Source organism: Erwinia sp. 009765445 (assembly GCF_058137865.1).
In genome coordinates, this window is record NZ_JBYUWC010000001.1 from 101,793 (window position 1) to 114,489 (window position 12,697).

Annotated in this window: 13 protein-coding genes; 7 read left to right on the plus strand and 6 right to left on the minus strand. The window is 49.4% G+C overall.

What is annotated here, in order from left to right; all coding sequences use genetic code 11:
* The first annotated feature begins 24 nt into the window (after window positions 1–24).
* The 3 genes from sppA (at window position 25) to pncA (ending at window position 3,613) form a co-directional block, all read left to right on the plus strand.
* Window positions 25–1,881, plus strand: a complete 1,857-nt coding sequence (gene sppA / locus AC3Y5R_RS00435; RefSeq protein ID WP_489919669.1) for a signal peptide peptidase SppA — start codon at window positions 25–27, stop codon at window positions 1,879–1,881.
* A gap of 87 nt (window positions 1,882–1,968) precedes the next feature.
* A complete protein-coding gene (ansA, locus tag AC3Y5R_RS00440; RefSeq protein WP_489919670.1) occupies window positions 1,969–2,988 on the plus strand; it encodes an asparaginase in 1,020 nt (339 codons plus the stop codon).
* 10 nt (window positions 2,989–2,998) lie between these two features.
* Window positions 2,999–3,613: a bifunctional nicotinamidase/pyrazinamidase gene (pncA, locus tag AC3Y5R_RS00445; protein ID WP_489919671.1), complete on the plus strand. Its 615-nt coding sequence runs from the start codon at window positions 2,999–3,001 to the stop codon at window positions 3,611–3,613.
* 110 nt (window positions 3,614–3,723) lie between these two features.
* Here the strand turns inward: pncA and AC3Y5R_RS00450 are convergent, their stop codons facing one another.
* Window positions 3,724–4,002: a YeaC family protein gene (locus tag AC3Y5R_RS00450; protein ID WP_158784908.1), complete on the minus strand. Its 279-nt coding sequence runs from the start codon at window positions 4,000–4,002 to the stop codon at window positions 3,724–3,726.
* Between the two features lie 5 nt (window positions 4,003–4,007).
* Window positions 4,008–4,418 carry a peptide-methionine (R)-S-oxide reductase MsrB gene (msrB, locus tag AC3Y5R_RS00455; protein WP_158784907.1) on the minus strand — a complete coding sequence of 137 codons (411 nt, stop codon included), beginning with the start codon at window positions 4,416–4,418 and terminating at the stop codon, window positions 4,008–4,010.
* 339 nt (window positions 4,419–4,757) lie between these two features.
* Here msrB and gapA point away from each other — a divergent pair, with 339 nt between their 5' ends.
* From gapA to AC3Y5R_RS00470, 3 genes are all read left to right on the plus strand, one after another.
* Window positions 4,758–5,753: a glyceraldehyde-3-phosphate dehydrogenase gene (gene gapA, locus AC3Y5R_RS00460; RefSeq protein WP_034887893.1), complete on the plus strand. Its 996-nt coding sequence runs from the start codon at window positions 4,758–4,760 to the stop codon at window positions 5,751–5,753.
* Window positions 5,754–5,819: 66 nt separating this feature from the next.
* Entirely contained in the window at window positions 5,820–6,698 is an 879-nt protein-coding gene (locus tag AC3Y5R_RS00465) for a D-hexose-6-phosphate mutarotase (RefSeq protein WP_489919672.1), read from the plus strand.
* A gap of 66 nt (window positions 6,699–6,764) precedes the next feature.
* Window positions 6,765–6,899, plus strand: a complete 135-nt coding sequence (locus AC3Y5R_RS00470; protein ID WP_489919673.1) for a hypothetical protein — start codon at window positions 6,765–6,767, stop codon at window positions 6,897–6,899.
* Window positions 6,900–6,951: 52 nt separating this feature from the next.
* Here the strand turns inward: AC3Y5R_RS00470 and AC3Y5R_RS00475 are convergent, their stop codons facing one another.
* Window positions 6,952–7,167, minus strand: a complete 216-nt coding sequence (locus AC3Y5R_RS00475; protein WP_489919674.1) for a hypothetical protein — start codon at window positions 7,165–7,167, stop codon at window positions 6,952–6,954.
* Between the two features lie 61 nt (window positions 7,168–7,228).
* On the opposite strand from AC3Y5R_RS00475, the gene AC3Y5R_RS00480 reads away from it, so the two are divergent.
* Window positions 7,229–7,531, plus strand: coding sequence for a SymE family type I addiction module toxin (locus AC3Y5R_RS00480; RefSeq protein ID WP_489919675.1), 303 nt, complete (start codon window positions 7,229–7,231; stop codon window positions 7,529–7,531).
* A 67-nt stretch (window positions 7,532–7,598) separates the two neighbouring features.
* Here the strand turns inward: AC3Y5R_RS00480 and AC3Y5R_RS00485 are convergent, their stop codons facing one another.
* The 3 genes from AC3Y5R_RS00485 to AC3Y5R_RS00495 are packed head-to-tail and all read right to left on the minus strand — an operon-like array spanning window position 7,599 to window position 12,697.
* Complete coding sequence (locus AC3Y5R_RS00485; RefSeq protein ID WP_489919676.1) at window positions 7,599–8,000, minus strand: SMI1/KNR4 family protein; 402 nt, start codon at window positions 7,998–8,000, stop codon at window positions 7,599–7,601.
* On the minus strand, window positions 7,994–12,235 hold the full coding sequence (locus AC3Y5R_RS00490; protein ID WP_489919677.1) for an RHS repeat-associated core domain-containing protein: 4,242 nt from the start codon (window positions 12,233–12,235) through the stop codon (window positions 7,994–7,996). The genes AC3Y5R_RS00485 and AC3Y5R_RS00490 overlap by 7 nt, the downstream gene beginning before the upstream one ends.
* 42 nt (window positions 12,236–12,277) lie before the next feature.
* A complete protein-coding gene (locus tag AC3Y5R_RS00495) occupies window positions 12,278–12,697 on the minus strand; it encodes a DcrB-related protein (protein WP_489919678.1) in 420 nt (139 codons plus the stop codon).

Here is a 12,697-nt window from a genome sequence, read left to right on the forward strand (position 1 = left end):
TTTTACCGCTATTATGGAGATCATATGCGCATCTTGTGGCGAGCGATCGCTGGTTTTTTCAAATGGACATGGCGACTGCTGAATTTCGTCCGCGAGTTTATCCTCAACCTGTTTCTGGTGTTGTTGATCCTGGTTTGTGTCGGTATTTACTTTCAGTTCAGTAAATCCAGTACGCCAGTCGAACCTCAGAAAGGGGCACTGGTTGTCGATCTCAGCGGCACGGTGGTGGATAAACCTTCAGTCAGTAACAAACTCAGCAAAATTGGCCGTCAGTTACTCGGCACCAGCAGCGACCGCCTGAAGGAGAACTCCCTCTTTGACGTGGTGGATGCTATTCGTCAGGCCAAAGATGATGCCAATATCACCGGCATGGTTCTTGACCTGCGCGACTTCGCCGGAGCAGATCAACCATCTCTGCAGTACATCGGTAAGGCTCTGCGTGAATTCCGCGACAGCGGTAAGCAAATCTATGCCACCGGTGACAGCTACAGCCAGGCGCAATATTACCTGGCCAGCTTCGCCAACAAAATCTATCTCTCCCCTCAGGGAACGGTGGATCTGCATGGCTTCGCCACCAACGGTCTTTACTACAAGACCCTGCTGGATAAGCTGAAAATCAGCTCACACGTCTTCCGTGTCGGCACTTATAAGTCGGCGGTAGAACCGTTCCTGCGCGATGATATGTCACCGGCAGCGCGTGATGCGGACAGCCGCTGGATTGGCGAACTGTGGCAGAACTACCTCAACACCATCGCCGCTAATCGCCAGATTACGCCTGAACAGGTGTTCCCGGGCGCTCAGGGCGTGCTGGACGGCCTGCAGAAAGTCGGTGGAGATACGGCTCAGTATGCCAAAGATAACAAGCTGGTTGATGAGCTGGCTTCCCGCGCGGCAGTAGATCAGCAGATGAGTAAAATCTTCGGCTGGGATAAAGCGGCCAGTGATTTTAAAGGCACCAGCATTTACGACTATCAGGTCAAGGATTACAGCACGACTGACGGCAACATTGCCGTGGTGATGGCGAACGGCGCAATTATGGACGGCGATGAAACACCGGGCAGCGTCGGCGGCGATACCACCGCGATGGAAATTCGTCAGGCGCGCCTGGATCCGAAAATCAAGGCAATCGTGTTCCGCATTAACAGCCCTGGCGGCAGCGTGACGGCTTCCGAGACCATTCGTGAAGAACTGGCTGCGGCGAAGGAATCGGGTAAACCGGTGGTGGTTTCCATGGGCGGTATGGCTGCCTCCGGTGGTTACTGGATCTCCACTCCGGCTAACTACATCATCGCCAGCCCAAGTACGCTTACCGGATCCATCGGCATTTTCGGGGTGATTAACACCGTTGAAAACACGCTGGACTCAATTGGTGTGCATACCGATGGCGTCTCCACTTCGCCACTGGCTGATGTGGCAACCACCAAGGCGCTACCGCCTGAGGTTGCGCAGATGATGCAACTGAGCATCCAGAACGGTTACAAAAACTTCCTTGGCCTGGTCGCCAGCTCGCGCGGTAAAACACCAGAGCAGATTGACCAGATTGCCCAGGGTCACGTCTGGACCGGCAGCGATGCAAAATCCAACGGTCTGGTGGATTCACTTGGTGACTTCGACGATGCCGTGGCAAAAGCGGCCGAACTGGCAAAACTCAAGCAGTGGCATCTCAACTGGTATCAGGATGAACCCGGCTTTATTGACCTGCTGTTCAGCCAGATGAACGTGTCAGCCCGCGCCGCGCTGCCGGATGCTCTTAAAGCTTATCTGCCTGCGCCAATGATCGACGTAATGGCGGCAATGAAAAACCAGCCGGGTCTGTTTGATAACCTCAACGATCCGCAAAACCGCTATGCCATGTGCCTTACCTGTGGACAGGTGAAATAACATAACCCGCAGCCCGGCATCTGGTCGGGCTGCTTTTGCTCTGCTTTCCCCTTATACTTCGCCTTTTTGGCAAGCCTGAGTCTTTAAATGCATAAGAAATCAATTTACGTCGCCTATACTGGCGGGACCATCGGCATGCAGCGTTCCGAGCATGGCTATATTCCGGTATCGGGCCACCTGCAAACCCAGCTGGCGAATATGCCAGAATTCCACCGCGCCGAGATGCCGGACTTCACTATACACGAGTACTCGCCGTTAATCGACTCATCGGATATGACGCCACAGGATTGGCAATCGATTGCGGATGATATCCAGGCTAATTACGATAAATACGATGGCTTTGTGATCCTGCATGGCACAGATACCATGGCCTTCACCGCTTCAGCTCTCTCCTTTATGCTGGAGAATCTGTCCAAGCCGGTAATTGTGACAGGGTCACAAATCCCTCTGGCAGAACTGCGTTCAGACGGGCAGCAAAACCTGCTGAATTCCCTGTTCGTTGCCGCCAACTACCCGATCAACGAAGTTGCACTGTTCTTCAACAACACGCTGTATCGCGGTAACCGTACAACCAAGGCCCATGCCGATGGCTTCAACGCCTTCGCCTCGCCTAACCTTGCGCCGCTGCTTGAAGCGGGCATCCATATCCGTCGCCTGAACACCCCTGCCGCGCCAATGGGCCCGGGCGAGCTGATTGTGCACCCTATTACGCCACAGCCGATTGGCGTGGTGACTATCTATCCCGGAATTTCTTCCGATGTGGTAAGCAACTTCCTGCGTCAGCCGGTGAAAGCGCTGATCCTGCGTTCTTATGGCGTTGGCAATGCCCCACAGAACCCGGCCTTCCTGAAGGAGCTGAAAGAAGCTTCCGATCGCGGCATTGTTGTGGTCAACCTGACTCAGTGTATGTCCGGCAAGGTGAATATGGGTGGCTACGCCACCGGTAACGCCCTGGCGCTGGCAGGCGTGATCAGCGGTTATGATTTAACGGTAGAAGCAACGCTGACCAAGCTGCACTATCTGCTGAGCCAGAATCTGACCAGCGAGCAGGTGCGCCAGCAGATGCAGATTAACCTGCGCGGTGAACTGACCCCGGACGATAAGTGAGAGAGCGATAATGACCACACAGCAGGCGCTGCTTCTGATTGATTTACAAAATGACTTCTGTCCCGGTGGCGCGCTGGCGGTCAGCGGAGGCGATGAAGTCATCGCTATTGCTAACCAGTACGCCGCAGAATTTCACCAGCGAGGTCAGCCGGTGGTGGCCTCGCTGGACTGGCATCCGGCGGAACATGGCAGCTTTGCTTCCAACTCCGGCCAGGCAGCCTGGACGTTGGGCAAACTTGAGGGGCTGTCGCAGGTTTGGTGGCCCGATCACTGTATCCAGCACGGAGCCGGTGCGCAGCTGCATCCCGGGCTGGATCAACGCTATATCAGCGAGAAGATTTATAAAGGGCAGGATCCGAAGGTGGACAGCTACAGTGCATTCTTCGATAACGGCCACCGCAATAAAACCACGCTGGATCTGTGGCTCAAAAACCACGGGATTACCGCCCTGACGGTGATGGGTCTGGCAACGGATTACTGTGTGAAATACAGCGTGCTGGACGCACTGGCGCTGGGCTACACCGTTACGGTGATCGCTGCAGGTTGTCGTGGCGTCAATCTGGCATCGGGTGACAGTGAGCAAGCGCTGGCAGATATGGCGGCAAAGGGTGCCATTATTTTATAAACCCATTGCCAGTCAGATGCGCAGCCATTGCTGAACCGTCAGCATTCGCTGCCATTATAAGGGGGCCTTCTGCGCCCCTTTTTAACGCCATTTATTCCTGAAGGAATAATTTACTGCAACCGGATATGGGTGACGTTGTCATCCTCAATGCCGAACTCCTCTTTCAGCTGCTTCTTGGTTTTCATCACCATTTCGCCGCCCTTACCCACGCTCATGTGCTGAGGCTGTTCGTTATGGCGAGCCTGCCAGAGCATCACCAGTTGCAGACTGTTTTCCTTCTGTTCTGGCGTCAGAGCCACGCCATCAGCCCATTTGCCGGTTTCCACTGCGGTGACCAGACGCTGATAAACTTCCGGCGTCATGGCGGCAATCATCTCATCCAGCTCCATAGCAACTATCCTTTAATATTATTGCCATCATCGTCGGTAAAGCTTAACGAGGCGGAGTTAACACAGTAACGCTCTCCAGTTGGCTGTGGGCCATCAGGGAAAACGTGCCCCAGGTGTGCATCACAGTTGCCGCAGCGGATTTCAATACGCTGCATACCGTGCGAATCATCTTCAATATATTTAATAGAATCTTCATGATACGACTGATAAAAACTCGGCCAGCCGCAGCCGGAGTCGTATTTAGTTTCAGACAGGAACAGCGGCGAGTTGCACACCAGGCAGTGATAAATTCCCTCGCCTTTGTTGTGCAGCAATTTACCTGAGAAAGGCGGTTCGGTGCCGCGATGCTGCGTGACATAGCGCTGCATTTCGTTGAGGTCGGTTTCTGGGCTCAGTTGCTTCGGGTCATTAGCCATTTTGCTACTCTCGGGGGGTGAATCTGAAAATATCGGCTACTATTCTAACAAATACTTAACAACGTCAGGGGATTTTTTCGTTTCAGGGGGAGTCTGAAAGTGACCTGAAGATGAAAATGTGACTCAGATCACCCTTTGAGTTCGCCACCCCTTTATATTTGGGCAGAGCGTCCCCATATGAACCTTTATCGGTGGTCAGGGAACACGCATCCAGGGCAATAATTCCTGCTTTGCGGTTTGATTTGTCGCAACTATTGAAGCGATTCCGCTTGACGCCTGGTAAGGTTTTTGTAATTTTACAGCCAACCTTTTATTCACTAACAACAGCTGGTGGAATATATGACTATCAAAGTAGGTATCAACGGTTTTGGCCGTATCGGTCGCATCGTTTTCCGTGCTGCTCAGCAGCGTTCTGACATCGAGATCGTGGGCATCAACGATCTGCTGGACGCAGAGTACATGGCTTACATGCTGAAATATGACTCTACTCACGGTCGTTTCGACGGCACTGTAGAAGTTAAAGACGGCCACCTGGTTGTCAACGGCAAAACCATCCGTGTTACCTCTGAACGCGATCCGGCTAACCTTAAGTGGAATGAAATCGGTGTTGACGTTGTTGCTGAAGCAACCGGTATCTTCCTGACCGACGAAACTGCGCGTAAGCACATCGAAGCTGGTGCCAAGAAAGTCGTGCTGACCGGTCCTTCTAAGGATGACACCCCAATGTTCGTGATGGGCGTGAACCATAAATCTTACGCTGGCCAGGAGATCGTTTCTAACGCATCCTGCACCACTAACTGCCTGGCACCACTGGCTAAAGTGATCAACGACAAGTTCGGTATCGTTGAAGCGCTGATGACCACTGTTCACGCAACCACCGCTACTCAGAAAACCGTTGATGGCCCGTCTCACAAAGACTGGCGCGGCGGCCGCGGCGCATCTCAGAACATCATCCCTTCTTCTACCGGTGCTGCTAAAGCGGTAGGTAAAGTGATCCCTGAGCTGAACGGCAAACTGACTGGTATGGCGTTCCGCGTTCCTACCCCTAACGTTTCCGTAGTTGACCTGACTGCACGTCTGGCTAAGCCTGCTTCTTACAAAGAAATCTGTGCAGCAATCAAAGCCGCAGCCGAAGGCGAAATGAAAGGCGTCCTGGGCTACACCGAAGACGAAGTGGTTTCTACCGATTTCAACGGCGAAACGCTGACTTCTATCTTTGATGCGAAAGCCGGTATCGCACTGAGCGACACTTTCGTGAAGCTGGTTTCCTGGTACGATAACGAAACTGGTTACTCCAACAAGGTCCTGGACCTGGTTGCTCACATCGCTAAATAAGCGCGATGAACTGACTCTGAGGGCGACTACGGTCGCCCTTTTTTTTCGCTAAAGGAAAGTTTTCTGATGAACGAAAAAATTTTTTCGCTTCCGGTTATCAACCAAATCACCCCGTATATTTCTCAACGCAAGATTGGCGACCTTCCCGTTGTGGTGATCGTCCATCCAAAAGTGCGTGCCGCCGTCACCCTGCAGGGTGCTCACCTGATTGCCTGGCAGCCGAACGGTGAAAAGCCGGTGATCTGGTTGAGTGAGAAAACGGCCTGGGCTACCGGTAAAGCTATCCGGGGCGGCGTACCTATCTGCTGGCCGTGGTTTGGACCTGCAGGTGAACCCGCTCATGGTTTTGCCCGCACCCTGCCATGGACGCTGTCAGCGCATGATGAGAACGATGAGAGCGTGATGCTGACGCTGGTGCTGGAGAGCAACGAGCAGACCAAAAAGCTCTGGCCGCACGACTTCACCCTGTTTGCCCGCTTCCGCTTCAGCGACCGCTGTGAGATTGAGCTGGAAGCCCACGGGGATTATGAAGCCACTGCAGCCCTGCACAGCTACTTCAGCGTTGAGGACATTGCAGGCGTGGAAGTCAGTGGGCTGGGCACCAGTTACATTGATAAGGTTAATAACGGCGTTACAGGCACATCTGAGTCTGGTAAACAGACCTATCCGGACCGCATCGACCGCATATATACGCAGCCAGAAGATTGCAGCGTGGTCGCCGATAAAGCCGGTAACCGTTCGCTGGACATCTATCATCATTACCAGAGTGACGTTGTCACCTGGAACCCTGGTCCGGAACTGTCATGCAGCATGGGTGATATGGCGAATGAAGGCTATAAAACGATGGTGTGCGTTGAAACGGCTCACGTTTCTTCACCGATGAAGTCAGCGGGTGAATCCCCTTCCCGCCTTGCCGCGACTTTCCGGGTGCGGAAAGGCGCTTGATTATCAATACTGACCGGGTCGTAACCGACCCGGAACTTTGGCACACGGGTAAGGATCTTGTCCGACATGAACCTCAGTTGGCTGGCGAACATTGCGGGCGGATGGCTGGCTGAGGTGGGTTTTGAGATGGGAACCGGCATGAGCGTGAAGGTGCTTGATGGCTGTGTGGTGCTGCCACCCTGTTCGCGTCTTTGGTGCTAAATTTTGCGATGCTTCTCAACACCGAACGCAGGTTATGGCTGCTGTAAATTTTTTACTTGATGGTATCCAGTCCCGCAAGCTTTGCCCGCAGATCTCTGCTGCAGATGCCGCTCGCAGGATTGATTTTTAGCTTTTGCGCGGCAGGTACCACCTCTTCCCTCAGCCATTTTTCCACCCACTCCTCCTGCACGTCTTCTGACAGTTTTGACCGAAGCAGCCCGAACTCTTGCTCCACGTCCTGAATGTTTATTCCGTCACCTGTACCCACCGACATGCACCTTTTTCAGATGACCGATTGCTGATAACAGACAACTTAGCAGGAGTTGATCATGGCTGAGCACGATTGTATTGCAGAAGGGAAGATTTCCAAAACGGAACGGCGCTTTCTTGTGGGCTACCGCCCGAAAGGCGGTGACCGCAGCACGCCGCAGGTGAACCTTGCAGGTAAGTGGCTGGCTGAGGCGGGATTTGAGGTGGGAACCGGCGTAAGCCTGAAGGTGCTGGACGGCTGTCTGGTGCTGATCCCCGACAGCCGCGAAGAAACGCGGCTGCGGGCACTGGAGAAGGAGCTGAACCAGCAAAAAATCGAACTGGAACAGGCTAAAAAAAGGATGAAAGCGGCACTGGCATGACTGGCGACTGAAGATAAAAAGCCGGGAGGATCGTGGAAATTTTTCCGGCTATTTCTGGTTGGATTATTTATGATAATTCATTAATAAAATCATCAAAGGATTCCGATACGAAGGCTAACTCTTTCTCATCCATCATCCATATATATATCTTTCCATAATCTTTATCTTTCAATGAAAGCAAAAAGCAATTACCACCATCATCGTAAGCAAAAGGAACCATTTCTTTTAGCTCAGAAAAATTTTTCGTTAAGCTAATGTAGGTTTTTTCAGCAGGCACACTTCCATATTTTATTGCAATGAAACCACCTAATAAAAAAGGATTATGGCAATTATCTTCCGGTAGATATCCTCCATTATTATTGATATAAAAACTTCTAAAATTATCTGGGAATGATTTTTTGAAGGTTTTCTCAAACTCTAAAATATCATCGAGAGTAAGTGACCTTTCCTGTTCTTCAAGTATTAACATGTGCTTCCACCTCTTGCCCTGGCTGGGTGAGTATATGCATTACCTGTTGCCGCCTTATATTGGCTTACGCCACCATTATGATTAATTCCTAAATGCGCATTTTTTTCAACAAGCTGCATTGTACCTCTGTTTGTTGAGGGATCAAAATCATCAAGATGATGCCAAACATACCCTCTGGGTGTTGTCACCTGTTCTAAACCAGCAGCTCTATTTGCAGCTCGAAAATCAAGATCATAATCGCCAGTGTATTCTATTGGCACTATTGGATTAATACCGGGGATTTTATTATATAATGCATTACTCCCAGAATAATCCAATCCGCCACCTGTAGTTCTGATTACCCCGGTATAACCACGTTCAATTAATTCAGCTAAGGGATCATATGAGGATAACCCTAGCGGATCGATGTATGACAACGGATTCGGCGCATATTGATATAAATTAATACCTCCCGTCAGCCCCACCGGGTCCTGAGTAGTAAATCTTCCAACTTCAGGATCATAGTACCGGAACGTATTGTAATGTAAACCCGTTTCATCATCATGGTACTGTCCGGGATAACGCAACGGCTGATGTGATAGTCCTGAGTTATCTTCTTCAAGATGCACCTGCGGCTTAAGCTTACCCCAGGCGCTGTATCTGCCGCACCATATTATGTTGCCTTCGCTGCTGGTAAGCTCCAGCGGAGTTCCGTTCAGGTCAGTATGGAAATAATCTGTCTGCTGGCCATTCTCACTTTGAGTGATACGTGCAAGCGGAGCCCAGTTTTCATTCGGATCATAAATATAACTACGGACATGTTTCGGACTGATTTCTTGGATCAGTCGCAGTCCTTGCCAGCGAAAACGGGTAACTCTCTCTTCGATTTCTCCTTGATAAGTGACTCTCTTTTCCATACGCCGTCCCAGTCCGTCATACCGGTATTGCGCCTCATAGCGCCCTTCCGGCCCGTCTCCGCTGGCCCTGACCAACCGATTTTCATCATCATAAACAAAATTCTGCGTCTGACTCCCCTGTGTTCGCTGAACCATGTTGCCAAAACCATCATATCTGAATCCCGTACCGCACCAGACCGGCAACCGGTTTGTTCTGAAAGAATCCGGCCTGCCATTGTGGAAATTTGCCCAGTCAATTTCGGGTAAACCAAAGATATTATCCGCATCATCATAATTGAACGTTTCCACTCCTTTATCCGGTTGCGGCGTTTCATAACTCAGCAAGCGACTCTCCGCATCAAAGAGATAATGCTGGGTTCCCCGGAATGCATCATTCGTTCGTGTCAGCTCACCGGCCTGGTCAAAATGATATGTTCGCCATAATTTAGCCTGCTGTTTTATATCTGCATTTTCATTTAAAGCCTCCGCGGTAAATGCCCGTTGCCAGGCTCGCCTGCCCCGACTATCATATCCCCGTCTCTGCGTAAGTCCCCCCTGGGTTCGCTGTGTTTCGCGATGTAAATCATCACGTTCAAATTCGGTTACCAACTGATTATTATGGCGAATAGCACTGACATGACCTGCTCCGTAACTTAACCAGTGCAGAGTATTATTATTGGGTAGGCTCAGCTCTGTCAGTTCACCTGTTGGACTCCACTGGTAGCGAATTTTATCGCCATCACAGCTCTCCTCAAGCATCTGCCCTCTTTTATCCCAGCTGAACGTCAGCAGGTTTTCAACGATGCCATTTACTTCACCTTGCCTCGTCGGCGTTCTTCTGAGTTTAGTAAGCCTGTCCGCCGCATCATAGCTGTATGAAAATGAGGCTGTACCATTGCCCCTGGCAATCATCCGGCCCCCCTTATCATACTGACAGTCAAACTCACGCGAGACAGTGTTTCTTTCCGTGTGTCCGCATCCCAGCCATCTCTCCCTTACCGGATATCCGGAAGTATCATATTCAATCAAGTGGCGGGTTTTATCAGGCCGCAACTCCTCCACCAGACTGCCGTTTACATCATAACTAAACTTATATTCACCACCATTACCATTCATTAACCGGTATAAATGTCCCCGCGCATCATACCAATAGTGCAGCTGACGATTGAGCCGGTCAGTATATTGCACAGGCTGTCCCCGACGATTATAGCGCCACTCACGTTTTTTCCCCGCTGTATCGGTATGACATCTTAATAGACCTGATGGGAAATAAGTAAAATGCTCGCTACTGTTATCCGGATAGTGAACAGCTTTCAGCTCCTGTAGTTTATTATAAATAAATTGCGTTACCTCACCATGCATGTTGGTCGTACTGATTAAACTTCCGCTTTCATCCCAGGCGTAATAGATAGATTTTCCTGAGCAATCCGTGTATTGCAGTAAATTTGCATTCTCATCCCATTTCAGCTCTTTTTTTCCTCCCTTCGCATCAACGATCTGAATGGGTAATCCTGTTTTATCATAGCTGTACTTCGTCTGATGTTTAAGTGGATCGGTGGCTATCAGCAAGTGTCCTTTTTCATCATAGTCAGCCTGCCAGATACTGCCATCAGGAAACACTTTGCGTACCACTTTAAGTGTATTGAGATAGTAGTCTGTGCTGGTCATGCGACCAAGCGGATCAGTTTCTTCAATAATACGATTCAGTCCATCACGTTCAATTGTGATTCTTCGCTCTCCGGGAAGATGAAACAGGACGGGCATTCCTTCTGAGTTATACTCCACTCGATAAATATCCTGACTGAAGTCCTCAAAAAACGTAACCTGCTGTTTCTCATTAAATGCCCAGGTAGCCCTCAGCCCCCGCTCATCAATGACACTGCTTTGCCGTTTAGTGAAATCATAACTGTAGTGGGCTTGCTCCCCCTCGCTATTACGGCTTTCCGCTACACACCATTTCTCTTTCTCAACCAAGTGCCAACGGTAAAAACACTGCATCCCGTTAACATCAGTTTGCTCAGTCATCAGAGCATTTTCGTTGTAAACAAAGCGACGTGTCCGCGTGCCAGCAGTGTCATAAACGGCAGACAAATTGCCTTTTTCGTCGTAGTCATATCTGACCATGACTTGTCTGGTTCCATTTTTCTTTAATTGCTCAACTGAAATCAGACGTGCCAGCGTGGGATGCCAATTGCAAATCAATTTGTGGTCCTGGCTGTCACTGATCCCAACCAGTTTTTCCGCATTCTGTTCATCATAATGAAAGCGAATAAAGTTATGATCTGAGTCTTCGATATGTTCTGGACCTACAACATCACGGTCTTTAAATTCAGGATAAACGTAGTAAATATCATCAAGGGTACGTACAACGTGGCGCCCATCTGTCATGCAATAAAAGTAAATCTGGGATTCAGAACAATACGAATACTCTCCCGTACCCAGACGGGGAAAAACCGTTTGTTGACCGGTTCTGCCAGTATGTATAAGTTCTTCTCCATTACGCCGCAGAGAAACCTCAAAATCCAGACGCCATCCTTTCCCCAGAACACCTTCATTCAGCTCACTGGAATAATATCGTTGCCAGTAAATGGGAAGCCTTGCAGATATGATAAAATCCAACTCCCGTTCATCAAACAAAACTTTCTGACCATTAGTCACATCAACAGGATTTCCAAATAACCCACCAATATATTCCATTGCCTTATCCGAAATATAATTTGATGCAACTTCTCCGGCGACAAAACCAGCAACAAATTTAAGTGCACATTTACTTAACACTCCACCTGCCTTTTGAAAGGCACCAGCAGCTCCTCCTGCTATGCCGGCAACGACAAATAATATATCCGAAGCTTTTCTAACCCAGTCAGGTACTTCATCTTTTACCGGTAGATACTGAACTTTACCGCCACCGATAATCACATTATCGGAGCCTTCACTGATGGTTGCGCCACATTGTATCTTATCATTCTTGCGTGCAGCAGCATTCTGGTTGATAAAAACATTGGAAGATCCTTCTGCTACAGGCGCCATAGGCATATCCTTTGCGCATTCAGCGTTAGAGACTATCGCCTTTGCTGCCTGTCTTCCATTAATAAAAACATTGTTTGAACAACCAACCTGCAATATTTTTCCCGTTGTTGATTTGCACTTACTACCGACCCTTTCGGCCAAATCGCGGATACCATTAGCTGCAAAACCAGCGAACATTCCGGCAAGCAATGCAGCTCCAAATCCACATGTAAAAGTAGCAAACGCGACGGAAGCAATCAGTGCCGCTCCAATAATTGAACCAACAATGAATCCGGCAAGGGCACTGGTATGATGAATATTGTCCCCTGCTCTCGCAGCTGCTTCAGCCATAATTTACTCCCTTAAAATCTGTCATTGCCATGGACACCGCTTTCAGCGAAAACTGTTCAACCACTTCTGCCAGTAATTGAATTCCCGTTCAGCAAAGTCCTTCTCCGATGTTGCGCTAAATATCAAAATCTTATTTTGCGTGATTAAAAATGCGGCCTGACGCTGAAAGATGTTCTGTTTCTTTTCCTTCCATGTGCCGTAGATTTCAACCCCATCATATTTCCCACCTAACTGGCTTTCTTTCTTTTGTATCAATTTATATTTGTTAATATTTTTTTTTAAAATTTTTAACTGCCTCTCAACGTAATCACCGACCTGCTCACCTTGCAAAGGAATATCACGTGAAATACTGAGATTAAACTGACTTCTACCAGTTTCTCCAAGAACAAAACAGTTAACGGTTCTGTCATGGAAACTTTCAGAGATTTCAAAACTCCCTTCTTCTGTGTGATACATTTTCAT